Source organism: Dyella acidiphila, assembly GCF_014863405.1.
In the GTDB taxonomy this organism is placed as follows: domain Bacteria; phylum Pseudomonadota; class Gammaproteobacteria; order Xanthomonadales; family Rhodanobacteraceae; genus Dyella_B; species Dyella_B acidiphila.
In genome coordinates, this window is record NZ_JACZZA010000001.1 from 374,674 (window position 1) to 398,643 (window position 23,970).

19 protein-coding genes are annotated in these 23,970 nt (G+C 64.8%); 5 read left to right on the forward strand and 14 right to left on the reverse strand.

Annotated features, from left to right (window positions below):
* Nucleotides 1-129 precede the first annotated feature (129 nt).
* Entirely contained in the window at nucleotides 130-606 is a 477-nt protein-coding gene (locus tag IGX34_RS01855) for a hypothetical protein (protein WP_192553953.1), read from the reverse strand.
* Nucleotides 607-702: 96 nt separating this feature from the next.
* Nucleotides 703-2,850, reverse strand: a complete 2,148-nt coding sequence (locus IGX34_RS01860) for an adenosylcobalamin-dependent ribonucleoside-diphosphate reductase (RefSeq protein WP_192553954.1) — start codon at nucleotides 2,848-2,850, stop codon at nucleotides 703-705.
* 493 nt (nucleotides 2,851-3,343) lie between these two features.
* On the opposite strand from IGX34_RS01860, the gene IGX34_RS01865 reads away from it, so the two are divergent.
* From IGX34_RS01865 to IGX34_RS01885, 5 genes are all read left to right on the forward strand, one after another.
* Nucleotides 3,344-4,720 carry a DegQ family serine endoprotease gene (locus IGX34_RS01865; RefSeq protein ID WP_192553955.1) on the forward strand — a complete coding sequence of 459 codons (1,377 nt, stop codon included), beginning with the start codon at nucleotides 3,344-3,346 and terminating at the stop codon, nucleotides 4,718-4,720.
* A gap of 204 nt (nucleotides 4,721-4,924) precedes the next feature.
* A complete protein-coding gene (locus IGX34_RS01870) occupies nucleotides 4,925-6,319 on the forward strand; it encodes a LysM peptidoglycan-binding domain-containing protein (RefSeq protein ID WP_192553956.1) in 1,395 nt (464 codons plus the stop codon).
* Nucleotides 6,320-6,378: 59 nt separating this feature from the next.
* Complete coding sequence (locus IGX34_RS01875) at nucleotides 6,379-7,074, forward strand: HAD family hydrolase (protein ID WP_192553957.1); 696 nt, start codon at nucleotides 6,379-6,381, stop codon at nucleotides 7,072-7,074.
* A 330-nt stretch (nucleotides 7,075-7,404) separates the two neighbouring features.
* Nucleotides 7,405-8,784: a leucyl aminopeptidase family protein gene (locus tag IGX34_RS01880; RefSeq protein WP_192553958.1), complete on the forward strand. Its 1,380-nt coding sequence runs from the start codon at nucleotides 7,405-7,407 to the stop codon at nucleotides 8,782-8,784.
* Nucleotides 8,785-8,866: 82 nt separating this feature from the next.
* Nucleotides 8,867-10,606 carry a M1 family metallopeptidase gene (locus IGX34_RS01885; RefSeq protein WP_192553959.1) on the forward strand — a complete coding sequence of 580 codons (1,740 nt, stop codon included), beginning with the start codon at nucleotides 8,867-8,869 and terminating at the stop codon, nucleotides 10,604-10,606.
* 3 nt (nucleotides 10,607-10,609) lie between these two features.
* Here the strand turns inward: IGX34_RS01885 and IGX34_RS01890 are convergent, their stop codons facing one another.
* The 12 genes from IGX34_RS01890 to mreC form a co-directional block, all read right to left on the reverse strand.
* A complete protein-coding gene (locus tag IGX34_RS01890; protein ID WP_192553960.1) occupies nucleotides 10,610-11,218 on the reverse strand; it encodes a DUF4126 domain-containing protein in 609 nt (202 codons plus the stop codon).
* Between the two features lie 116 nt (nucleotides 11,219-11,334).
* The gene (locus IGX34_RS01895) at nucleotides 11,335-13,665 is read right to left on the reverse strand and encodes a carboxy terminal-processing peptidase (protein ID WP_192553961.1); all 2,331 of its coding nucleotides are present in this window, start codon (nucleotides 13,663-13,665) and stop codon (nucleotides 11,335-11,337) included.
* Between the two features lie 7 nt (nucleotides 13,666-13,672).
* Nucleotides 13,673-14,683, reverse strand: coding sequence for a lipoyl synthase (gene lipA, locus IGX34_RS01900; RefSeq protein WP_192553962.1), 1,011 nt, complete (start codon nucleotides 14,681-14,683; stop codon nucleotides 13,673-13,675).
* Nucleotides 14,684-14,691: 8 nt separating this feature from the next.
* A complete protein-coding gene (gene lipB / locus IGX34_RS01905; RefSeq protein WP_192553963.1) occupies nucleotides 14,692-15,360 on the reverse strand; it encodes a lipoyl(octanoyl) transferase LipB in 669 nt (222 codons plus the stop codon).
* Between the two features lie 116 nt (nucleotides 15,361-15,476).
* Entirely contained in the window at nucleotides 15,477-15,767 is a 291-nt protein-coding gene (locus IGX34_RS01910) for a YbeD family protein (RefSeq protein ID WP_192553964.1), read from the reverse strand.
* Between the two features lie 126 nt (nucleotides 15,768-15,893).
* The gene (locus tag IGX34_RS01915) at nucleotides 15,894-17,135 is read right to left on the reverse strand and encodes a D-alanyl-D-alanine carboxypeptidase family protein (RefSeq protein ID WP_192553965.1); all 1,242 of its coding nucleotides are present in this window, start codon (nucleotides 17,133-17,135) and stop codon (nucleotides 15,894-15,896) included.
* A 65-nt stretch (nucleotides 17,136-17,200) separates the two neighbouring features.
* Nucleotides 17,201-18,124, reverse strand: a complete 924-nt coding sequence (locus IGX34_RS01920) for a septal ring lytic transglycosylase RlpA family protein (protein WP_192553966.1) — start codon at nucleotides 18,122-18,124, stop codon at nucleotides 17,201-17,203.
* Nucleotides 18,121-19,059, reverse strand: a complete 939-nt coding sequence (gene mltB / locus IGX34_RS01925; RefSeq protein ID WP_225737193.1) for a lytic murein transglycosylase B — start codon at nucleotides 19,057-19,059, stop codon at nucleotides 18,121-18,123. The genes IGX34_RS01920 and mltB overlap by 4 nt, the downstream gene beginning before the upstream one ends.
* A 167-nt stretch (nucleotides 19,060-19,226) precedes the next feature.
* Complete coding sequence (gene rodA / locus IGX34_RS01930; protein ID WP_192553968.1) at nucleotides 19,227-20,342, reverse strand: rod shape-determining protein RodA; 1,116 nt, start codon at nucleotides 20,340-20,342, stop codon at nucleotides 19,227-19,229.
* The gene (gene mrdA / locus IGX34_RS01935) at nucleotides 20,339-22,363 is read right to left on the reverse strand and encodes a penicillin-binding protein 2 (RefSeq protein ID WP_192553969.1); all 2,025 of its coding nucleotides are present in this window, start codon (nucleotides 22,361-22,363) and stop codon (nucleotides 20,339-20,341) included. The genes rodA and mrdA overlap by 4 nt, the downstream gene beginning before the upstream one ends.
* A 16-nt stretch (nucleotides 22,364-22,379) precedes the next feature.
* Nucleotides 22,380-22,868, reverse strand: a complete 489-nt coding sequence (gene mreD / locus IGX34_RS01940; RefSeq protein ID WP_192553970.1) for a rod shape-determining protein MreD — start codon at nucleotides 22,866-22,868, stop codon at nucleotides 22,380-22,382.
* Nucleotides 22,865-23,854 (reverse strand): rod shape-determining protein MreC, encoded by a 990-nt coding sequence (mreC, locus tag IGX34_RS01945; protein ID WP_192553971.1) that lies wholly within the window; start codon nucleotides 23,852-23,854, stop codon nucleotides 22,865-22,867. Before mreC ends, mreD begins: the two co-directional genes overlap by 4 nt.
* Nucleotides 23,855-23,970: the final 116 nt, after the last annotated feature.

A 23,970-nucleotide genomic window follows, 5' to 3' on the forward strand; every position in this document is an offset into this window, starting at 1 on the left:
GCTGTCGCGAGGGTGCCCCCTCACACCGGCCCTCTCCCCGCAGGGGCGAGGGGAAAAGCGGGTCCTCGCCAGGCTGGGGAGGACAAATAAAAATCCGGCCCGACTTACGTCGGGCCGGACGTTTATGGCTTACTTCTTGCGGCCGGCCTTCTTGGCGACGCGCTTGGTCGCCGTACGGCCTGCCTTCTTGCTGGCAGTGGACCTCTTGACCGCTTTTTTGGCGGTTTTCTTGCTGGCGGCCTTTTTGACCGACTTCTTCGATACGGCCTTGCGGGCCGTCTTTTTGCTGCTGACCTTCTTTGCAGCTTTGCGGGCCGTCTTCTTCACGGCCTTGCTGGCTTTCTTCGCAGCCTTCTTGGCGACCTTCTTGGCAACTTTCTTGCCGGCGGCCTTCTTGGCTACTTTCTTGGCGGCCTTCTTGGCGGTGCCCTTCTTGGCGGCTTTCTTCACTGCCTTCTTGGCAGCTTTCTTGGCCGGGGCAGCGGCCTTCTTGGCAGTGCGCTTCTTGCGGGCCTTCTTCGGTGCAGCGGCAGCTTCTTCGCTGGCCGGCGCAGCCGGGGCAAGCAGATCGTGCTGGTGAACTTCGAGCTCGGTATCGATAGACATGCGGGTATTCCCCTCCGTACGTTTGTTATGGAACTTGCCGTAAGTCTATTACGGTGTGAGCAAAAACGTAGCGCGAATTCGCGTTACATGCCACAACTAAAATTTGCCGTAATAGCCTTCCTTCAAGGCATCGAACAGATTGGCAGCGGTGTGCATCTCTCCGTCGTACTCCACTTCCTCGTTGCCTTTCAGTTCCACAACGCTACCGTCTTCCAATTCGAAGCGGTAGAGGGTGTTCTCCAGGTCCGCTTCTTTCACCAGCACGCCCTGGAACGCGGCGGGGTTGAAGCGGAAGGTGGTGCAGCCCTTGAGGCCCTGTTTATAGGCGTAGAAGTAGATGTCTTTGAAGTCTTCGTATGGGTAATCGGTCGGTACGTTGGCGGTCTTGGAGATGGACGAGTCCACCCACAGCTGCGAGGCCGCCTGGATATCGACGTGTTCTTTCGGGGAGATGTCGTCGGCCGCCACGAAGTACTCCGGCAGCTTGGCCTTCGGGTCGTCGCTGAACGGCATCGCCTCGGCATTGATGATGGCGCGGTAGGCCAGCAGCTCGAAGCTGTATACCTCCACCTTCTCCTTGGTCTTGCGACCTTCGCGGATCACGTTGCGCGAGTAGTGATGGGCGAAGCTCGGCTCGATGCCGTTGCTGGCGTTGTTGGCCAGCGACAGCGAGATGGTGCCGGTGGGCGCGATCGAGGTGTGGTGGGTGAAGCGGGCGCCGACTTCGGCCAGCTCCTTCACCAGGTTGGGCGCCACGCCGGCCACGCGCTGCATGTAGCGGCTGTATTTGGCGTGCAGTACGCGGCCGGGGATCAGGTCGCCGACCTTGTAGCCGTCCTCGGCCATTTCCGGACGCTTGCGCAGCATGTCGCCGGTGACGGTGTAGTTGGTGGTGAGTACCGGGGCCGGGCCTTTTTCCTTGGCCAGGTCCAGCGCCACTTCCCAGCCGGCCACGGCCATTTCGCGCGAGACGTCTTCGGTGAAGCTCACCGCCTCGGCGCTGCCGTAGCGCATCTTCAGCATGGTGATGGTGCTGCCCAGGCCGAGAAAGCCCATGCCGTGGCGGCGCTTGGAGAGGATTTCGTGGCGCTGCTGCTCCAGCGGCAGGCCGTTGATCTCCACCACGTTGTCGAGCATGCGGGTGAAGATCTTCACCACTTCGCGGTATTCGTCCCAGTCGAAGCGGGCCTTGGGGCCGAAGGGATCGCGCACGAAGGTGGTGAGGTTGACCGAGCCGAGCAGGCAGGAGCCGTAGGGCGGCAGCGGCTGCTCGCCGCAGGGGTTGGTGGCGCGGATGTGCTCGCACCACCAGTTGTTGTTCATCTCGTTGACCTTGTCGATCAGGATGAAGCCGGGCTCCGCGTAGTCGTACGTGGAGACCATGATCATGTCCCACAGGTGGCGCGCGCGGATGTGGCCGTAGATCCTGCAGGCGACCAGGCCGTCTTCGCGCTCCACGTAGTTTTCGTGCGTGGGCCATTCGCGCCACACGATGGTGCTGGCGTCGGCGAGATCGAGCTCGTCCTGTTCCTTGACGTGCACGGGGAAGACCAGCGGCCAATCGTGGTCCTGCTCCACCGCCTGCATGAAGCCGTCGGTGATCAGCAGCGACAGGTTGAACTGGCGCAGGCGCCCGTCTTCGCGCTTGGCGCGGATGAATTCCTTCACGTCCGGATGGCTGACATCGAAGGTGCCCATCTGCGCACCGCGGCGGCCGCCGGCGGAGGAGACGGTGAAGCACATCTTGTCGTAGATATCCATGAAGGACAGCGGGCCGCTGGTATATGCGCCGGCGCCCGATACGTAGGCACCGCGCGGACGCAGCGTGCTGAACTCGTAGCCGATGCCGCAACCGGCCTTCAGCGTGAGGCCGGCCTGGTGCACCTTCTCCAGGATGTCATCCATCGAATCGCGGATGGTGCCGGAGACCGTGCAGTTGATGGTGGAGGTGGCGGGCTTGTGCTCCAACGCGCCGGCATTGGAGGTGATGCGGCCGGCGGGAATCGCGCCGCGGCGCAGCGCCCACAGGAAACGCTCGAACCAGTGTTCGCGCAATTCCGGCGTGGCTTCCACTTCGGACAGGGCGCGCGCCACGCGCTGCCAGCTGTCGTCAATGGTGGCATCCACCGGTTGGCCCGACTTGGTGCGCAGGCGGTATTTCTTATCCCAGATGTCCTGCGAAGCAGGCTGCAACGGAATGGCAGCGGCATCGACACCTATGGTTGTTGCACGCAGGGTGCTCATCGGCTTCCTGACCTCCCGGTATGGCCTCACGGCCCCGTTGGTTTCTTATAGATAGGTGTGACTTCGTCAGTGGGCCGGCACCGAACCGATCCCGCCTGGCGCATACCCCGCGCATGTACCAGGCCTGGCGTTGCGTCGAACAATGGCAGCCCCCGTGCTGACTTTGCCTGTCAGGCACCAGGGTTGGGTCATCAACCGGTGCCCGCACACAAGATGTTGTGGTTGCGAACGTAGGCGAACGTTACCCCTGCGCCCGGTCGATGTAAAGTGGTAACCCGGTCTCATTTGTGGCCAGTCGCCTACAAATCGCTCCGGTGTATTCCGACGACTCGACGGGACGCTCAGAATGGTTCTGTCATGCATGCGGCCGGTCCGGATATCGAACCGCTGTTTTCATGGAATTTTTCGAGGCGCGCCCTGTCTGTGCGCATGCCTTCGGTCGATCGCGGCACGCGGTGGCCGGATTTTTGCTCGCCGATCTTCAGGAGACTCCATGCCACGTCGTTTCCTCAGCAGCGCCGTCGCTGCCCTCGCCATTACCTCGATCGCTGCGCTGCCGCCGGGCGCGCATGCGCACGCCCTGCCGCTGGTGGTGGATGGCCAGCCCCTGCCCTCGCTCGCACCGATGCTGCAGAAGGTGACGCCGGCGGTGGTGAACATTTCCACCAAGACGCGCGTGCGGGTGAGCAATCCGTTTTTCGACGATCCGGTGTTCCGGCAGTTCTTCGGCCTGAACGGCACGCCGCGCGAGCAGGTGGAGCAGAGCCTGGGCTCGGGCGTGATCGTGGATGCGGACAAGGGCTACATCCTCACCAACAATCACGTGGTGGGCGGCGCCGACGACATCACCGTAACGCTGCAGGATGGGCGCAATTTCAAAGGCACGCTGGTGGGCACCGATCCGGCCACCGACGTGGCGGTAGTGAAGATCACCCCGGACCATCTGCAGGCGCTGCCGATCGCCGACTCCTCTTCGCTGCGTGTAGGCGATTTCGTAGTGGCGGTAGGTGAACCCTTCGGGCTGGGTCAGACGGTGACGTCGGGCATCGTGTCAGCGCTGGGGCGCTCCGGACTGGGCGGATCGAGCTTCCAGAATTTCATCCAGACCGATGCTTCGATCAATCCGGGCAACTCGGGTGGCCCGCTGGTGAATCTGCGCGGTGAATTGGTGGGCATCAACACCATGATCCTGTCGCCCTCGGGCGGCAATGTCGGCATCGGCTTTGCGATTCCGAGCAAGATCGCCAGCGCGGTGATGGGGCAGCTGATCACCAGCGGCAAGGTGAGCCGCGGCAATCTGGGCGTGCAGACGCAGGACATCACACCCAACATCGCCAAGCTGCTTGGCCTGAAAGACAACAACGGCGCGGTGGTGACGCGCGTGCTGCCCGGCTCGCCGGCCGATCGCGCGGGCCTGCAGACTGGCGACGTGCTCACCTCGATCAACGGCACGCCGCTGCAGAGTGCCGATCAGCTCAACAATGCCGAAGGCCTGCTGCCAGCCAACAGCAGCATCACCCTCAGCGTGCTGCGCAACGGCAACACGCGCCAGGTCACCGCGCAGCTCGCGCCGGAGAAGAACGCCACGCTGGATGGCGGCACGCTCGATCCGCGCCTGGCCGGCGTGACGTTCAGCGAATTGACCGACCAGCAGACCAGCCAGGGGCTGTCGGGCGTGGCCGTAGCCAACGTGTCGGCGAGCAGCCGCGCCGCGCACGCGGGCCTTTCGGTGGGCGATGTCATTGTCGGCATCGGCAACCGCCGCATCAGCAATCTGCGTGATTTGCAGGGACTTGCCGCTGCCAAGCCGCGCCAGCTGGTGTTGCTGGTGGCCACCGACGATGGGCTCAACTACGTGCTTATTCAGTAGATGCTCAGCCCGGAACGTGCCGGAATTCACTTTCTGGCCGTTCCCTCGCATTGGGACGAATGACGCAACTACATGAACGCACTTGATGTTTTTGCTTGATGTTTTGGCCCGGGACCGCTGAAATACGCGGAGTCCGCCGCTGCACAGTCCCGCAACGGACGGCATGCCAGCATCATTTTCCTTTTACGTAGGTTGCGCCTCCCTATGCCAGTACGCCTTACCCGCCTGCTTACCGCCGCCTTGATCAGCGCCGGTCTTTCCACTGTGGTGCTCGCTGCGACCACCCAGTCATTGACCTGGCGCGGCGACGTCGTCACCGCCAACGGCGTGGTGAAGGGCATGGCGAAGGCCTGGCAGTCGACCGGGCACGGCACAGTGGAGATCCAGTCGTTCAATACGGCATCCGGTCTCGATGCGGTCGCCAGCGGCGCCGCCGATATCGCCGGCAGCGCGCGTCCGGGCAATGGCGGTGCCACCGATGCCGGCCTCACCTTCACGCCGGTGGCGTGGGACGGCCTGGTGCTGATCACCAGCCCTTCCAATCCGGTCAGCAGCCTGACCTTGCAGCAAGTGCACGACATCTACTTCGGCAAGATCACCAACTGGAAAGATGTCGGCGGCAACGATGCGCCGATGGATGTGTTCGCCGTAGCCAGCCCCGGCGACGGCGTGGAATTCAGCCTGCGCAAGCTGCTGTTCGGCCGCGGCAGCCAGCCGGTGGCGGCGCCGCGCCTGTACGTGAATACCAAGTCGATGGAATCGGAAGTGGAGCTCGATCCGCGCGCCTTCGGCGTGAGCACGCTGTCGAGCGTGGTGGGCAATCCCAAGATCAAGATGCTGCGCATCGATGGCGTGGCGCCGAGCGTGTCCACGGTATCCAGCGGCAGCTATCCGCTGTTCACCGAGCTGTATCTGGTGACCAACCCGAGCAGCCCGAATGCGGCCTCGGCCAAGGCCTTCGTCGATTTCACGCAAAGTACGCAGGGCGGCTCGGTGCTGCGCTCGCATAGCCTGGTGCCGTATGGCGATGGCAGCGCGCTGGTGGCCATGGATGCCTCGCGCCGCAGCCGTATTCTCGCCGCAGTGGGCGCGCATGCCAGCGCCGAGCCGACCCAGGTCGCTTCCGCTGCGCCGGTACGTCCGGTGGTGTCGCCGGCCGTCGCCGCGGCCGCTGCTCGCGCAGCCGCCGCTTCCACGCCGGATCTGAAGAACGTGACCGGCAGTGTGGTGGCCGCACCGGAACTGGCCAGCATCAAGGGCGTGCGCGGCGATGCCTTCACCGTGGCCGATGCCAGCAGCCATGGCGCCAGCTTCGCCAAGGTGACGGGCGATGCGTTCGTGAGCTACAGCAAGGTGATCGCCAAGGCGCCGGCCAAGGCCAGCAAGACTGCGGCCACTGAAGAAAAGAAAGTGGACAGCAAGAAGGTAGCGAGCGCGCCGGCCAAGGCTTCGGCACGCTCCTATCGCGTCGGTGCCGGCGAGACGCTGTATTCGATCGCGCGCAAGCACGGCGTGGACGTGGCGCAGATCCGCAACTGGAATCACCTGAAGGACAACACGGTGCGCACCGGCCAGGTGCTGCGCATCGAATCGCGCTAAGCGCACCCGCACTACGCAGCGGCAGGCCTGCTGTCCGCTGCTCCAAGATCCATTCGCCCATGCGCATCCTCGCCATCACCATCGATCTCGACGATACGCTGTGGCCGATCATGCCGGCGCTGGAGCGCGCCGACCGCGATCTGGACAACTACCTGCGCCAGCACTATCCGCACGTAGCGCGCACCTGGCCGATTGCCGCCATGCGCGAACTGCGCGCCCGCGTCGCCGCCGAGCGGCTGGATCTGGCGCACGATTTCACCGCCCAGCGCTACCTCACCCTGCAGATGGCCTTCGACGCCTGCGGCATCGCCGAGGCGCCGCTGGATACGCTGTGGGAGATTTACGCCACCGCCCGCAACAGCGTGGAGTTTTATCCCGATGCGCTGCCGGCGCTGGATCGGCTGCGTGTGCTGCAGCCGGTGGCCAGCCTTACCAATGGCAATGCCGACCTTGAGCGCATGGGGCTGCATCTGCATTTTGCGCATCACATCGCGGCACGCGATATCGGCTCGGCGAAACCTGATCCGCGTATTTTCCTGGCCGCGGCCGAACGCCTTGGCGTGGCGCCGGAAAATATCTTGCATGTGGGCGACGATCCGGAGCTCGATGTGGTCGGTGCGCGCGACGCGGGGATGCGTACTGCGTGGATCAATCGGGCGGGGCATCGGTGGCCGGGGGCGTTGGGGGTTGCGCCGGATCTGGATCTGCCGGATCTGGCTGCGCTGGTGGCGTGGTTCGAGCAGCAGAGCGCGTAATGCGCGACTTGGGTGAGGCCGGACGTGATCCGGTAAGCCAGTGATGGTTCGCCGCTGGCATGAAGATTTGTTGGGTTACGCTGCGCTAACCCAACCTACCCTCGGACACTGAGTCATCCATCACCCCATAACCGTCATCCCGGCGCAGGCCGGGGCCCAGTGACGGCAACTCGCGAAAGACGCTGGATCCCGGCCTTCGCCGGGGTGATGCTAGGGCGTGAAATGGCTTATTTGCCCCATGGCGCGACTTTGACCTGCGTGCAAAAGCGCGCATGATGTGCGGTCAACGACCACCGCCACGCGCATGCAAAAACATGCGCCAGGATCCGCATGCCAGCCCTGATCGAACTCCGCTCCAGCCGCCGCGCCCCGACCCCGATCGAGGCGACCGATGCCGTCCAGCTCAGCGCCACGCGCAAACGCCTGAGTGCCGCGCAGCGCAGCTGGCTGGATGACAACGGTTTCGATGCCGCGCCCGGCAGCGTGTGCCTGCTGGCCGATGCGCAGGGCAAGCTGGCGCGCGTGCTGGTGGGCGTGGATCGGCGTGAGCCGCTGGCCGCATTGGCAGGGCTGCCGGTGAGCCTGCCGGTCGGCGAATACACGCTGGCCAGCGAAGGCGTGCCGCTCGATGCGCAGTTGGCCGCACTCGGTTGGGCGCTGGGCGCGTATCAGTTCACCCGCTATCGCAAGGCCAAGCGCGCACCGGCCACGCTCGCCGTCGATGCCAAGACACTGGACGCCGTGGAACCGCTGGTCGATGCCACCCAGCTGGTACGCGATCTGGTCAACACGCCCACCGAAGACATGGGCCCCAAGCAGCTGAGCGACGCGGTGAAGCAGCTCGGCAAAACGTATAAGGCCAAGGTGCGCGAGTGGGTCGGCGATGAATTGCTGGAAGACAACTTCCCCACCATCCACGCCGTGGGCCGCGCCAGTCATCGTCCGCCGCGCCTGATCGAACTGAGCTGGGGCAAGGCCACCGATCCGAAGCTGGTGCTGGTGGGCAAGGGTGTGTGCTTCGATACCGGTGGCCTGGATCTGAAATCCAGCGACGGCATGCGCTGGATGAAGAAGGACATGGGCGGTGCCGCGCACGCGATCGCACTGGCCGGGCTGGTGATGGAAGCAAAGCTGCCGGTGCGCCTCACTTTGTTGATTCCCGCAGTGGAAAACGCGGTAGCCGGCAATGCCCTGCGTCCGGGCGAAGTGGTGGTGACGCGCGCCGGGCACAGCGTGGAAATCGACAATACCGATGCCGAAGGCCGCCTGGTGCTGTGCGATGCGCTGGCCTACGGCGCCGAACAGCAGCCGGAGCTGATCATCGACTTCGCCACGCTTACCGGTGCCGCACGCGTGGCGCTCGGTCCCGACCTGCCGGCGCTGTTCGCCAACGATGATGCGATCGCCGACCAGGCGCTGGCCTGCAGCCGCACGGTGGCCGATCCGCTGTGGCGGCTGCCGCTGTGGCGTCCGTACCGCAAGATGCTCGATTCCTATATCGCCGACTTCGCCAACTCCGGCCCGTCGCGGCATGCCGGTGCGATTACTGCAGCGCTGTATATGGAGCGCTTCGTGCCCGAAGGCATGCCCTGGCTGCACCTGGATACTTACGCCTGGAACGACGGCGACCGTCCGGGTCGTCCGCGCGGTGGCGAGGCGATGGGCCTGCGCGCGATGTTCGCCCTGCTGAGCAAGCGCTACCCCCGCTGATGCCGGGGGCGTGACTTCTGGCTTTGTCGCACGCGGCCAATACCGCCCATGATGGGCGGTATTTCCCAATGGCCTCGATACCATGCCCAAGCTGCGTCCCGCCCTGCTCGCCCTCAGCCTCGTCGCCGGCATCGCCAGTGCCGCCAGCACGCAACCGCCAGCACAGCCGCCGCTTACCGCACTGACGGAAAACTCCGGCGGCATCATGCCGCCCGAGCAGCGCCGCACGCATTTCGATCATGCGGAACTGCATATCGCCGTGGATCCGGCCCAGCAGCGCATCGACGCCACCGCCACGCTGACCTTCACGGCGAATGCGGCCACCGATGTGTTGCTGCTCGATCTGGACCGCAACCTGCCGATCAGCGCCATTGAACTGGACGGCATGCCGCTGCCCGCCAGCGCCTGGAGCAATCCGGAAGGACGCCTGCGCGTGCAGTTGCCACATGCGCTGAGCGCGGGCGAAAAGGTCTCGGCCACCGTGCATTACGGCGGCCGTCCGCACGTGGCCAAGCGCGCGCCCTGGGATGGCGGTTTTGTGTGGAGCCATACCGCCGACGGCCAGCCCTGGGTAGGCAGCGCGGTGGAAGGCGAAGGCTGCGATCTGTTCTGGCCGTGCATCGATCATCCGGAAGGCAAGCCGGATCTGGTCGACCTGTATGTCACCGTGCCCAAGCCGCTGGTGGCGCCGGGCAACGGCGTACTGGTCGGTGTCAGCGAGGAAGGCGACAAGCGCACTTATCACTGGCGCGCCAAACATCCCACCACCTATGCGATCTCGATCAACGTAGGGCCGTACAAGGAACTCACCGGCGACTATCACAGCCGCTACGGCAACACGATCCCGCTGCAGTACTGGTATCTGCCCGGTCACGAGCAGCAGGCACAGGGCCTGTTCGCCGAATTCCCGCGCATGCTGGAATTTTTCGAAGCGCAGATCGGGCCCTACCCGTTCGGCGACGAAAAAATGGGCGTGGTGGAAACGCCGTACGAAGGTATGGAACACCAGACCATCAACGCCTACGGCAACGACTACAAGAAAGACGGCAGCGGCTTCGACTGGCTGCTGCAGCACGAGTTCTCGCACGAATGGTTCGGCAACCAGATGACCAATGCCGACTGGAACGACATGTGGCTGCATGAGGCCTTTGCCACTTACATGCAGCCGCTGTACAGCCAGGCGATCAACGGCGACATGGGCTATTACGCGTGGCTGGACAAGCTGCGCCTGTCGCTGCAGAACCGCTATCCGGTGGTGTCTGAGCACAGCGAGACCGAAGCGCAGGTCTACGACGACGCGCACGGCCCGGGCCTGGATATCTACAACAAGGGCGCGCTGATGCTGCATTCGCTGCGCGACCTGATCGGCGACCAGGCCTTCTTCGCCAGCCTGCGCGAGCTGGTATACGGACGGCCGGATCCGCAGCCGGGCAATTTCCAGCCGCACTACCAGGGCACGCAGGATTTCGTGGCGATCGTGAACAAGGCGGCCGGGCGCGATCTCAGCTGGTTCTTCAATGTGTATCTGTATCAGCCTGTGCTACCCAAGCTCGACGTGCAGCATCAGGGCGACACGCTGGCCCTGCACTGGCAAGTACCGCACGATCTGCCCTTCCCGATGCCGGTGGAAGTCCAGGTCGATGGCAAGCTGCACACGCTGCCGATGGCCAATGGCCAGGGCAGCCTCGACAACGTGCCCGCACATGCGCTGGTGATCGTGGATCCGCATTCGAAGTTGTTGCGCGATCTGCCGCAGGTCACCGAGTACCAGCAGTGGCGCAAGCAGCAAGCGGCCAAGGGCAAGCCCAAGCAGGATGGCTGAGGCCTAGCCGGGCGGCGCCGATGCCGCCCGGAAGCTGCGCAGTCGCCGGAAGATCGCGCGCCATCCGCGCACGATCTTCGGCAGCAGCCAGCACAGCAGCGCCAGGAACAGCAGCAACAGCACCAGCAAGACCAACGGGTGCTGCCACATCAGATAGAAGATGCCGAGCAGGGAAAGATCCTCGCCCGCGCTGGCGCCCCAGTTGCTCAGCGGCTCGGGCGAGGTATTGATCAGCGCGCGCGTACCGGCCTTGGCCAGATGCGTACCGGTCACCACCACCCCGCCGAGCAGCGCGGCAATGAACTGCTGATCCGCGCCCGCATGGCTGAACACGCCCCAGGCCAGCAAGGTGCCGACCGGAATGCGGATAAAGGTCTGGATCGCATCCCACACGCTGTCGAACACCGGAATCTTGTCGGCCAGGAATTCGCCAACCATCAGCACGCCGGCCACGATCAGCACCCAGTCGTGGCTGAGCACGGCCAGCCCCGGCGGCAGCTGCACATAACCGAGACGGCCCAGCAGGCCGGCGAGAAAAAGCGTGGCGTACAGGCGGATGCCGCTGGCCCAGGCCAGGCCGCCGGCAAGGGCGAGATTGGATAGCTCGTTCATGCGCGCTGCCTCCGTGGCTGGTGGCTACGATAGCGCGGCTGCGCGGTGTGGGCTTTGCCAAAAGAAAAAGGCAGCGCGTTGCGCTGCCTTTTTCAGATAACCGGAGCCGCTGGAACTTAGTGGCCGCTCGATCCTGCCGGGGCCGGGGCCACCGGGGCATCCTTGGAAGCACCCTGGTTCTGGGCCGGCGCACCCGCCGCCGGCAGCGACGACGGTGCTGCCGCACCGGCCGCAGCCACCATGTTGGCGCTTTCCTTGCCGCCATACGGCAGCACTTCGGCGGCCAGCTTCGGATTCGCGTTGATCAGGCCGATGGCGTCGAACAGGATGTGCGCGGTTTCCTGCAGCTGCGGATCCGGCGCGTTCTTGGCGTCTTCCTGTTCCTTCAGCTCGCTCTTCAGGCTGCGCTCGTTGGCGTTGAGGCCGTCGTCGAGCTGGCTGTCGTCGTCGTTGTCCACCGCGGTGTTGCCGTCGATGGTCTTGTGACGCGCACGGAATTCCGCCTGGGTAGCATCCAGCTGCTTGCGTTCGGCCTGGCGCTGGTCGAAGTTCAGCGAGATGGTGGTGCGATCGGCCAGCTTCTTGTACTGGTTGATCTCGTCCAGCATCAGCTGCCACGCCGGCGACTTCCCATCGCGCGCGTCATGCAGTTGTTCCAGCTGCGGCAGGTAGGCCTTCATGTCGGCCACCGGCTTGTAGTCGGCCGGCGGGATCTGCGTCCACGGCAGCGCGTTGTCGTAGGTCGATTCGCCGAAATCCTTCTCGTCGCCGTTGGTCGGATACAGGATGTCCGGGGTAACGCCCTTGAGCTGGGTGGAACCGCCATTGATGCGGAAGAATTCCTGCACCGTCATCTTCAGCGCACCGAAGTTCGGGTTGCTGGCCGGATCGGAGGCGAAGCGGTTGAGATCGATCAGGGTCTGCACCGTGCCCTTGCCGAAGGTGGGCGTACCGATGATCAGGCCGCGGCCGTAATCCTGGATCGCGGCGGAGAAAATCTCCGAGGCCGAAGCCGTGCCGCGATTGACCAGCACCGCCAGCGGGCCGCTCCAGGTCATCGGGGCAGTGTCGTCCTTGCCCTGCGCCTGTACCTGGCCGCGCGCATCGCGCACCTGTACGTCCGGACCCTTGTCGATGAACAGGCCGCTGAGTTCGTTGGCTTCGTACAGCGAACCGCCGCCGTTGTTGCGCAGGTCGATCACCACACCCTGCACGCCGTCGGCCTTCAGTTCGTTCAACAGCTTGGTCACGTCGCGGGTGGCGCTCTTGAAATCCTTGTCGCCTTCGCTGCGCGCGCCGAAATCGGAATAGAACATCGGCAGCTCGATCACACCGATCTTGCGGGTGACGCCGGCGTCGGTGATGGTGATCACCTTCTTCTTGGCCGACTGTTCTTCGATCGCCACCTTCTGGCGCACCAGGGTGATGATCTCGTGCTTGCCGTCTTCGCCCTGATCGGCGGGTACGATTTCCAGGCGCACGGTGGTGTCTTTCTTGCCGCGGATCAGGTTGACCACGTCATCCAGGCGCCAGCCCACCACATCGGTGATCGGGCCGTTGGCACCCTGGCCCACGCCCAGCACCAGGTCGCCGACATGGATCTTGCCGGACTTGATCGCCGGGCCGGCGGGCACCAGCTCGCGGATCTGGGTGTAGTCGTCGCGCGCCTGCAGCACCGCGCCGATGCCTTCGAGCGAGAGCTTCATGGTGATATCGAAGTTCTCGGCGGCACGCGGACCCATGTAGTCCGTATGCGGATCGGTGGAGTTGGCGTAGGCGGTCATGAAGGTCTGGAAGGCGTCTTCGCCATCGAGCTGCTTCACGCGCTCGATGTAGTTGGCGTAGCGCTTGTCCAGGGTCTTGCGGATGTCGTCGTCATTCTTGCCGGCCAGCTTCAGGCGCAGCCAGTCGTTCATGGTGCGCTCGCGCCACAGCTTGTCGAGCTCGGCCTTGTCCTTGGGCCAGTCGGCGTTCTTGCGGTCGGTGTTGTAGGTTTCGCTGGTGTTGAAGTCGAAGCCCTGCTTCAACAGGCCGCGCGCATACGTCATGCGGTCGATCGCGCGCAGGATGTACTGATTGAAGATGTCGAACGGGCCGGACAGATCCTTGTTCCAGATCTCGTTGCCGAACTCGTCCTTGTACTTGGCGAAGTTCGCCATGTCTTCCTGGGTGAAGAACACCTTCTCGCCGTCCAGCAGCTTGAAATACAAGCTGTAGATCTTCTCCGACATGCTGGTGTCGAGCGGCTGCGCGTCGTAGTGGAAGCGCGTGAGCAGATGCGCGGAGATCAGCGCCGCATTGGCCTGGGTGTCGGTCGGCTTGAGCGGCAGCTCCGACACTTTGCGCGGCTTGGCCGCACCCATGTCGGCGGCCGACTGGGCCAGGGCCGAGCCGGAGGTGGTGACGCTGAAGGCGATCAGCAGGGCGAGCAGAGGACGGAAGGTCATAGGAGTTTTAGGCTTGCTCGGTGACACCAGCTGCATGGGCCTGCAGGTCGGCGTGGTAGGAGGAACGGACGAGTGGACCGGAGGCGACGTGATGGAAACCCATCTCCTCGCCTGCCACGCGCAGCGCATCGAATTCGTCGGGCGTCCAGTAGCGCACCACCGGATGATGATGCGGCGTGGGCTGCAGGTACTGGCCGATGGTGATCATGTCCACATCGTGCGCGCGCAGGTCGCGCATGGTTTCGATCACCTGCTCGTAGGTTTCGCCCAGGCCCAGCATGATGCCGGACTTGGTCGGCACATCCGGATGCTGCGCCTTGAAGCGCTTGAGCAAGTCCAGCGACCACTGGTAGTCGGCGCCCGGACGTACTTCGCGATACAGGTGCGGCACGGTTTCCAGATTGTGGTTGAACACGTCCGGCGGGAAATCCTTGAGCACTTCCAGCGCGCGCTCCATGCGACCCTTGCCGCGGAAATCCGGAGTGAGGATTTCGATGCGGATGTTCGGGCTGGCATGGCGCACGGCGCGGACGCAGGCGGCGAAATGCTCGGCGCCGCCGTCGCGCAGATCGTCGCGATCCACCGAGGTGATCACCACGTATTTCAGGCGCATGTCGCGAATGGTTTCAGCCAGGCGCGCCGGCTCCAGCGGATCGGGCGCGGCCGGGCGGCCATGCGCCACGTCGCAGAACGAGCAGCGCCGCGTGCACACCTCGCCGAGGATCATGAAGGTGGCGGTGCCCTTGCTGAAACACTCGTGGATGTTCGGGCACGATGCTTCTTCGCACACCGTTACCAGCGCGTTTTCGCGCAGGCGTGCCTTCAGCTGCTGCACGGCATTGCCTTGCGGCAGACGCACGCGAATCCAGCTCGGTTTGCGCAAGGTAGGCGTATTGGCATCGAAGCCCGCGCGATTGAGCGCGATCTTGTCGTTGCCCAATTGCTTCTCGACCGCCGGCGTACCGCTGACGACGCTGATCGGGATGTTCTTCGTGGATGAAGCTGACGTTTCGCTCATGAGGTAGGTCAGACCGCCACGCGAGCGGGGAGTTCGGGAATAAGGGGAGCGGCCGGTTCCGCATCGAAATCGAACTGCCGGCAAAATTCGCCGATCAGCACATCTTCGACCTCCGCCAGCCGCGACGGACCGCCCAAGTCTAGCACCTGCGTGACCGCCAGGTCCTTGTAACCACAGGGATTGATGCGGTGGAAAGGTTCCAGATTCATGTTCACATTGAAGGCCAGGCCGTGGAAGCTGCAGCCGCGCCGCACCCGCAGGCCCAGGGCCGCGACCTTGGCCCCGGCCACGTACACGCCCGGGGCGCCCTCGCGGCGCAGGGCCTCGATGTTCCAGTGCGCCAGCGTATCGATAAGCGCCTGCTCGATCTTGCAGACCAACTCGCGCACGCCCACCCCGGTGCGGCGCAGGTCGATCAGCGGGTAGGCCACGATCTGGCCGGGGCCGTGATAGGTGACCTGGCCGCCGCGATCCACCGGCACCACCGGAATCTCACCCGGCGCCAAGACATGCTCCATCTTGCCGGCCTGGCCGAGGGTGAAGACCGGATCGTGTTCCAGCACCCACAGCTCGTCGACGGTGTCGGCGGTGCGGTTGTCGGTAAAGGCGCTCATCGCCTGCCACACCGGAGCGTAGGGCTGGCGGCCCAGGCGGCGGATTTTCAGCGGTTGGGACATGGATCGCAGGCCTGCGTGGGGATGGGGGCCAATCTGTGGCCGGGGCCAGTGGCTTGCAAGTGAAGGAAGTCGCTGTGCTGGCCGCGCCCTCTCCCCGGCGGGGAGAGGAAAGTCGATTACAGGGTGAAGCGGATATCCGGATCCGCGCGCAGCGCCGCATGTGCGGCGTCGTACTGCTCGCGGGTGTCGCAGCGGAAGCTGACCGTCACCGAGAGGAAGTTACCTTCGCGTGAATGCTTGTGCCGCACGGTTTCGTGCAGCACATGCAGGCCGATGCCTTCGAGAATCTGCGGCACGCGCGCTTTCAGATCCGCGCTGGCGTTGCCCATGGCGGTGATTTCGAACTCACCGGGAAACTGGAAACCCTGGCCTTCCTGCTGTGGCTTGATCTCGTCCAGGTCTTTCATCGGCATTCTCCGTCTCGAACATTTGCCGCGGGCTGCGCAGGTTGGGTTAGCGCAGCGTAACCCAACGTCATTTCTGCGAATTTGTTGGGTTACGCTGCGCTAACCCAACCTACGCGCCCCACGCTTTTACTTTTTGTCGCTGCCGTGGAACCACAGCAGGATGCTGTCCCACAGGCGCTTGAAGAAACCGCCCTGCGGCGCATCGTTCATCGACACCAGCGGCACGTCGAGCACCGGCTGGCCATCTTCGGTGACGTGCAGCGTGCCCACCTGCTGGCCCTTCTTGAACGGCGCGATCAGGGTGGACGGGATGTCCATGGTGGCCTTGAGCTTGTCGTAGTCGCCGGTTTTCACCGTGACCAGCACGTCCTGCTGCACGCCCAGCGGCAGCTGGTCTTCCTCGCCCTTCCACAGGCGCGGCGTGGCCAGCGGCTTGCCGGATTCATACAGCTTGTGCGTTTCGAAGAAGCGGAAGCCGTAATTGAGCAGCGCAATGGCCGAATCGGCGCGCGCCTTCTCGTTGCTGGCGCCCATCACGATGGCGATCATGCGCTGGTCGCCGCGCTTGGCCGAGGCGTCGAGGCAGAAGCCGGCTTCGGCGGTGTGGCCGGTTTTCACGCCATCGACGCTGGAATCGCGCCACAGCAGCGTGTTGCGGTTGCCCTGCTTGATGCCGTTCCACTCGAACTCCTTGATGGCGGAGATCGCGTAGTCGTCCGGGTAATCGTGGATCAGCGCGCGGGTGAGGATCGCCACGTCGTGCGCGGTGGTGTAGTGGTTGTCGACCGGATAGCCGGACGCATTGACGAAGTGCGAGTTCACCATGCCGAGCTGCTTGGCATAGGCGTTCATCAGGCTGGCGAAGGTTTCTTCGGAGCCGGCGGTGTGTTCGGCCAGCGCAATGGCCGAATCGTTGCCGGACTGGATGATCATGCCGTACAGCAGGTCCTTCAGCGGCACCTGGCTGTTGAGCTTGAGGAAGCTGGTGGAACCGTCGGTACCCGCACCACCGGCGCGCCAGGCGTGCTCGCTGATGCTGACCTGATCGGTGAGGTGGATCTTGCCCGAGGCGATCTGCGCGGAGATCACGTAGTCGGTCATCACCTTGGTGATCGAAGCGGGCACCACGCGTACATCCGCATCCTTGGACGCCAGGATCTGCCCGGTGGCGTAATCCATCAGCACCCAGGTCTTGCCGTCGACATCCGGCGGCGGCGGCACCGGTACCTGCACCGCGGCAGGCGCGGGTACGTTGGCTACCGGCTTGGGCGGCAGGTTGGGGGTCGGCGTCTGCTGGGCGATGGCGCTGGCACCGAACACCAGCGCGGCGGCAGCAATCACGTACAGGGGGCGGCGGAACAGATTCATCGTGGGCTTACATCCGTTTGTGCTGGATCATCGGCGCGCGCGGCGCCACTACAAGTGGAAAACGCTCAGTCTACCGCGACCTGCGGGTGGGGCAGGCCCATTTGCTCGATCTGCGTGGTCACCCGGTCGGCGGTGTCGACATCCGCCAGCGGCCCGACCCGCACGCGATGCACGAGACGACCGCCGATGGTGGCATCCACCACCTGCACCGGAGCGAAATTCGCAGTGCGCAGCTGGGCGGCGACTTTCTCGGCATTGGCCGGATCGGCGAACGCGCCGACCTGCAGGAAGATCCCCGGCGGCGGCGCAGACGGCGAGACCACCGGCGGCGGTGGCGCTTCGGCCTGCGGCGGCGCGGAGGGATCGATGCCCTGCACTTCCACCAGGCCGGTGCCCTTGGGCCAGATGCCGATCTTCACCGCGGCGGCGTAGGAAAGATCGATCACGCGGTCCTCGTGGAACGGGCCGCGGTCGTTCACGCGTACCACCACGCTCTTGCCGTTCTGCAGATTGGTCACCCGCGCATAGCTCGGCAGCGGCAGCACCGTGCTGGCGGCGCTGAACTTGTACATGTCGTAGTCCTCGAGATTCGAGGTTTTGTAGCCGTGGAACTTGTTGCCGTAGAACGAGGCTATGCCGCGCTCGTCATAGCCGCGTGCCGTCGGCAGCACACTGTAGGTGCGGCCCAGCACGGTGTATGGCGACTTGTTGCCGTAGAGCGAACGCGGCTCCACCTTGGGCACCGGCTCCGGCAGGTTGCTCAGATCGGGCGGCGGACCATCCGGAATGCTGTCGCTGCCATCGCGATAGCGGCTGCTCTGCGGCCGGCTGGTGTCGTCGTAGATGCCGCCCGAAGCAGACGCACCGGAACCGGAGCTGCTGCCGCTGCGCGAGGACGATGCATAAGGCCGCGTACTCTTATGACCGCCGCAGCCGGCCAGTATCGCCAGGCACGCACACGGCAGGAGCAGGCGCCACGGCGCCCTCATTGCGTAGCCTGTTCCGGACTATTGGCTCCCGCGGCGATCGCGTCGGCCAGCTGGCTCACCGCCATGGCGTACATCGGACTGCGGTTGTAGCGCGTGATCACGTAGAAGTTCTGGAAGGTGAACCAGTATTCCGGACCGTTGAGGCCCTGGAATTTCTGCACGCTGCTGCTGGCGCCCGGGTCCAGGTGCTGGATCGGCGCATAGCCCCAGGCTTCCAGTTGCTCGATCGTCCATTGCGGCGTGGAGTCTTTCACGTCCAGTTGCTTGGCCGCGCCGTCGGGCTGCGCGCGCGCCGCCACCATGCCGCCGCTGACCCAGCCATGCTTGGCGAAATAATTGGCCACGCTGGCGAGGATGTCGGGCAGCGAATTCTGCAGGTCGATGCGCCCGTCGCCGTCTTCATCCACGGCGAAATCGCGAATGCTGCCCGGCATGAACTGGCCCCAGCCCTGGGCGCCGGCATAGGAGCCGGTCAGGGTGTCGACCGGACCGGCCAGCTGGCTGTCCGGCAGCTCCAGCAAGGTTTTCAGCTGGTCGCGGAAGAACGCCGCGCGCGGCGGGTAGTACAGACCCAGCGTAACCAGCGCATCGAGCACCTTGTACTTGCCGGTGTTGCGCCCGTAGAAGGTTTCCACGCCCAGGATCGCCACGATGTACTGCGGCGCCACGCCGTATTCGGCGCCGATCTTTTCCAGCAGGGCGCGATGGGCACGGTAGAAATCGATACCGGCATCAATCCGCTGCGGGGTGAGGAAGATCTGCCGGTAGTCGCTCCACGGCTTGGCTTCGGCCGGGCGGCTGATCGCGTTGAGGATGCTTTGCTGCATCTTCGCGCCATCGAGCAGCGCGTTGAGTTGTGCCGGATCCTTGCCAGTGTCCTTGGCCACTTCCTGCACGAGCTTGGCTTGCCCGGGGTGGTCGGCCCACGCCGGCATCGCCGCGCTCAGCGCCAGCGCAGCGAGCAGCAAACAGGGACGAAAACAGATCGGCCGCAAGGCTCGAAGAGAATGAAATGTCGCGGCGGTCATCGGCATTGCGCAAAGCGTAGCATGCAAAACGGCGCAAACCCGGGCACATGATGGGCGCGCTGCGGGTCCTGCATTCAGTCGTGCACCTTGCGGTTGGCGTGGATCGACATCAGCACGCCGAAGCCCACCAGCAGCGATACCGCCGAGGTGCCGCCATAGCTGACCATCGGCATCGGCACGCCCACCACTGGCAGCAGTCCGGCGACCATGCCGCCGTTGACGAACACGTAGACGAAAAAGCTCATGCCGATAGCGCCGGCCAGCAGGCGCGAATAGGTATCGCGCGCTTCCATCGCGATCCACAGGCAGCGCCCGATGATGAAGGCATATAACACCAGGATCGCGCATACGCCGATCAGGCCGAATTCCTCGGAAAACACCGCGAAGATGAAATCGGTGGTGTGCTCGGGCAGGAAGTCCAGGCGCGACTGCGTGCCCTGCTCGAAGCCTTTGCCGAAGATGCCGCCCGAGCCCACGGCGATCTGCGACTGGATGATGTGCCAGCCGTCGCCGAGCGGATCGGATTCCGGATTGAGCATGGTGAGGATGCGATTGCGCTGGTACTGGTGCATGAAATGCCAGGCCACCGGCGCCATGCCGCCGGCAATCGCCGCCAGCAGGCCGAAGCGCCACCACGCCATGCCCGACAGAAACAGCGCAAAGGTGCCCGCCGCGGTGACCAGCAGGGCAGTGCCCAGGTCCGGCTGCTTGGCGATCAAGGCGGCCGGAATCGCAATCAGTGCGCCGACTACCGCGATATCTTTCCAACCCGGCGGCAGCTGGCGCGGATGCAGGTACCACGCCACCATCATCGGCATGGTCAGCTTCATCAGCTCGGACGGCTGGAAACGCATGATGCCGAGATTGAGCCAGCGACCGGCACCGCGTCCTTCGCCGAGCACCGCCACCACCACCAGCAGCACGGTGCTGCCGGCATACAGCCACGGCGTCCAGTTGCGCAGCGTGGACGGCGGAATGCGCGACATCAGCATGATGAAAATGGCGCCCAGCAGGAAGCGCGCGGCCTGGCCGCCGACCAGCCCGACATTGGCTTCGCCCGCGCTGTACAGCGTGACCAGGCCGACGCCACTCAGCAGCAGCAGCGCGAAGGCCAGCGGCAGGTCGATGCGCGGACGCCGCCACAGGCGCCGCAGGAATCGATAAACGCGGGTGCGCCAGGTATCGATCATTGGTCGTTGTCTCCGGCACTGGAGCTGTCCGGCGCAGGCGCGTCGCCCTGCGGGGTGTCTTCCGGCATTACTTCGCTGGCGGTGGTGGAGGCCGCTGCGGGTGCCGCGGTCACACCGTTCTCGGGCAGCGGCGTGTCGGGCGGTACCGCGCCGCCCTGCGTGGCCAGCCAGGCGTCGAGAATCTTGCGCGCAATCGGACCGGCATCTTCCGCACCCCAGGCGCCCGCCTCCAGCACCACGGCGACGGCAATGCGCGGATTTTCGGCCGGCGTAAACACTTCGAACCAGGCGCGGTGGCGCGCCGCGAGATAGGCAGTATTGCGGTTCTCGTTATAGGCATCGCTGGTACGCGAGAAGCGTTCGGCAGTACCGCTCTTGCCAGCAAGGCGATAGGGGAAGCCGTCGCCCAGCCGGAATTTGAAACCGGTGGACAGCGGGTCGTTGCTGTAGATCACCAGTTGCATGCCTTCGTTTACCGCATCCCAGTCCTTCATGTTCTTGATCAGCGAAGGGCCGGCGGGCGGATTGGGCAGCGGCGACGGCGTATGGCCGACATCCGCGGTGGACATCACCACGCGCGGCGCATACGGCACGCCGCGACCGGCGAAGGTCGCCAGGGCATGCGCCAATTGCAGAGCGGTCACCGACCAATAACCCTGGCCGATACCTGCAATGACCGTTTCGCCGGGATACCAGGTGCGTTCCTTGGGCGAGTGCTTGGCCTTCCATGCGCGCGACGGCAGGATGCCGGATACCTCGCCCGGCAGGTCGATACCGCTGGGCCGCCCGAAGCCATAGCCACTCATGAACTCGCTGACGCGATCAATGCCCAGGTCCAGCGCGAGCTTGTAGAAGTAAGTGTTTACCGAGGCGTAGATCGCCTTGTAGAGATTCACCGTGCCGGCACCGTAGCGCTGGTCATCGCGGTAGCCGCGCGATTGCCCCGGAATGTAGAACACGCCGGTGGAAAGCACCGAGTCTTCCGGCCTGCGCACGCCATATTCCAGGCCGGCCAGGCCCATGAAGGGCTTCACGGTGGAGCCGGGCGGATAGCCCGCCTTCATCGCGCGATTGATCAGCGGTTTGTCGGGCGAAGTAATCAGCGATTTGTAATCGGCCGTGCTGATGCCGTTGACGAACAGGTTCGGATCGAACGAAGGCACGCTGACCATCGCCAGTACCTGGCCGTTGCGCGGATCGATCGCTACCGCCGCACCCGCACGGCCCTCGAACGCATCCTGGGCTGCTTTCTGCACGCGCGCATCGATGCTCAGATAGAGATTCTTGCCGGGAATCGGCGGATGCGTTTCCAGCACCTGCTGGATGCGTCCGTCGGCATTCACTTCATCGAGCTCGTAGCCGGGCGAGCCGTGCAGCATGTCCTCGTACGAGCGCTCAAGACCGATGCGCCCGATATGCGTGGTGCCCTTGTAGCGCTCCGGATCGAGGCTGTCCAAATCGTCCGCGTCGATGCGGCTGACGTAGCCCACCACATGTGCGAACAGCGATCCCAGCGGGTAGTAGCGGATGAGATACGGCACCACGTCCACGCCAGGGAAACGCCAGCGGCTGACGGCGAAGCGGGCGATATCGTCTTCGGTCAAGCGCATTTTCAACGGCACGCTGTCGAAGCGGCGGCTTTGCTTGAGCTGCTTGCGGAAGGCGTCCAAGTCATCCGGGTCCAGCGGCACCACCTTGCCGAGCTGGGCCAGCATCTGGTTCATGTTCTGCACCTGGTCCGGCCGCACTTCCAGCCGGAAGGCCGGCACGTTGTCGGCCAGCAGTACGCCGTTGCGGTCGTAGATCAGGCCGCGCGCGGGCGGAATGGCGCGCGGCTTGACGCTGTTGTTGACCGAGCGCAGGGCGAATTCATCGTGATGCAGCACCTGCAGGAACACATAGCGCCCGACCAGCGCGCACAAGCCCAGCAGGATCAGCGCAAAGCCGGCCAGCGCGCGACGGCGGAACAGTTCGCCTTCGCCGCGGGTATCCTTGAACTGGCGGCGGATCAGGCGCGGCATGGATGGGTCGCCGCACTCATTGCAACCTCAGCCGCATCCGCAGATCGTCCAGCAACAGGAACAGGAACGGCCACAGCAGCGCGCTCACAAACGGCGAGGCCCACCACAGCGCCGGCGGCGTGGACTCACCCGCGAACGCCCGCACGATCAGCAGCAGGAAACGATCGTTGACCAGCAGCGCCAGCACCGCCAGCGTCTGCTGCCACATCGGGAAAAAGCGCAGCCGCGAGCGGAAGCGCAGCGCGATAAAGGTGAGCACGCACAGACGCAGCGCCTGCTCGCCGAGCAGCACGCCGTTGAACATGTCGGCGCAGACGCCGATCACAAAGGCCAGGCCGAGCGTGACGCGCTGCTCGCCCGACTCCAGCGCCCAATACAGCAGCACCAGCGCTGGCCAGTACGGCTTGAACGGATCCAGCACGCTGGGCAGCGGGATCAGCATCAGCAGCAGCGCCCCAGCCAACGTGCCGACGAACCACCAGAATGACAGTCGCTGCCGGCTCATGTTTGCGGCACTCCCGCGGACGCCGCCGCGGCAGGCGAAACGGCACGCGGCGCCGCGGCGCTGCTGCCGGCTGGTGCAGGCGGGGGTGGCGCCTCGTCGGTCGGCGGGCCGGCCGGCGATGGCGGCGGCGGCGGCCCGGCCGGCTCGGCCAGGTCGTGCAGCACCAGCACTTCGTCGCTGCGGTCGAGATCGGCGCTGGGATTGGCGTGCGCTTCCAGGAACATGCCGCTGGGCGCCGGCCCCACGGTGGCGACTTCACCGACCGGGAAACCTTCCGGGAAACGGCCGCCCAAACCCGAGGTCAGCAGCTTGTCGCCGACATGGATATCGGCCGCCATCGGCACCGTGGGCAAGGTGAGCTGCTCGCCGTTGCGCGAACCGTAGGCGATCGTGCGCAGGCCCGTGCGCTCGACTACGACCGGCAGCGCATGATCCGGATCGGTCACCAGCATCACGGTGGCGGAGTTGGGCAGCACATCGATCACCTGCCCCATCACGCCGTGCGCATCGATCACCGGCTGGCCGGCCTTGACGCCATCGCGCGCGCCGAGGTTGATCATCATGCGATGGCGGAACGCACCCAGGTCGATGCCGATCACGCGCGCCATCTGCACATGCAGCTCCAGGCTGTGCTGGGTATCGAGCAATTCCTTCAGGCGCTGGTTCTGCTCGGCCACCGCGGCCATGCGGTTGAGCTTGGCATTGGCCAGCAGCAGATCTTCGCGCAGGCGCTGGTTCTGCTCCGTGAGCAAACGGCGATCGGCAAAGGCCACGCCCAGCGCATGCATGCCGTCGGCGGGCAGGCTGGCCAGGCGATACACCGGCTCGATCACGATCGCGGTGGCATAGCGCATGCGCCACAACCAGCCGTTGCGGTGATCGAGCACCATCAACACCATCGCGATGGCGAGATAGAAGATCAGCCGCAGGGTGCCGGCCGCGGTGCCGGCGAACAGGGGCGAGGATTCCTCGCGACTCAGTGGCATGCGGGCACTCCGCATGCCATGGGCGTCAGCACCCTCTTGCCCGCTGGCAGAGGGTCGGCGTGAGGGGGCAAGCTCGCGAAAAGCGTCACAGCGAATGCCTGTTTAGATGCGCTTCG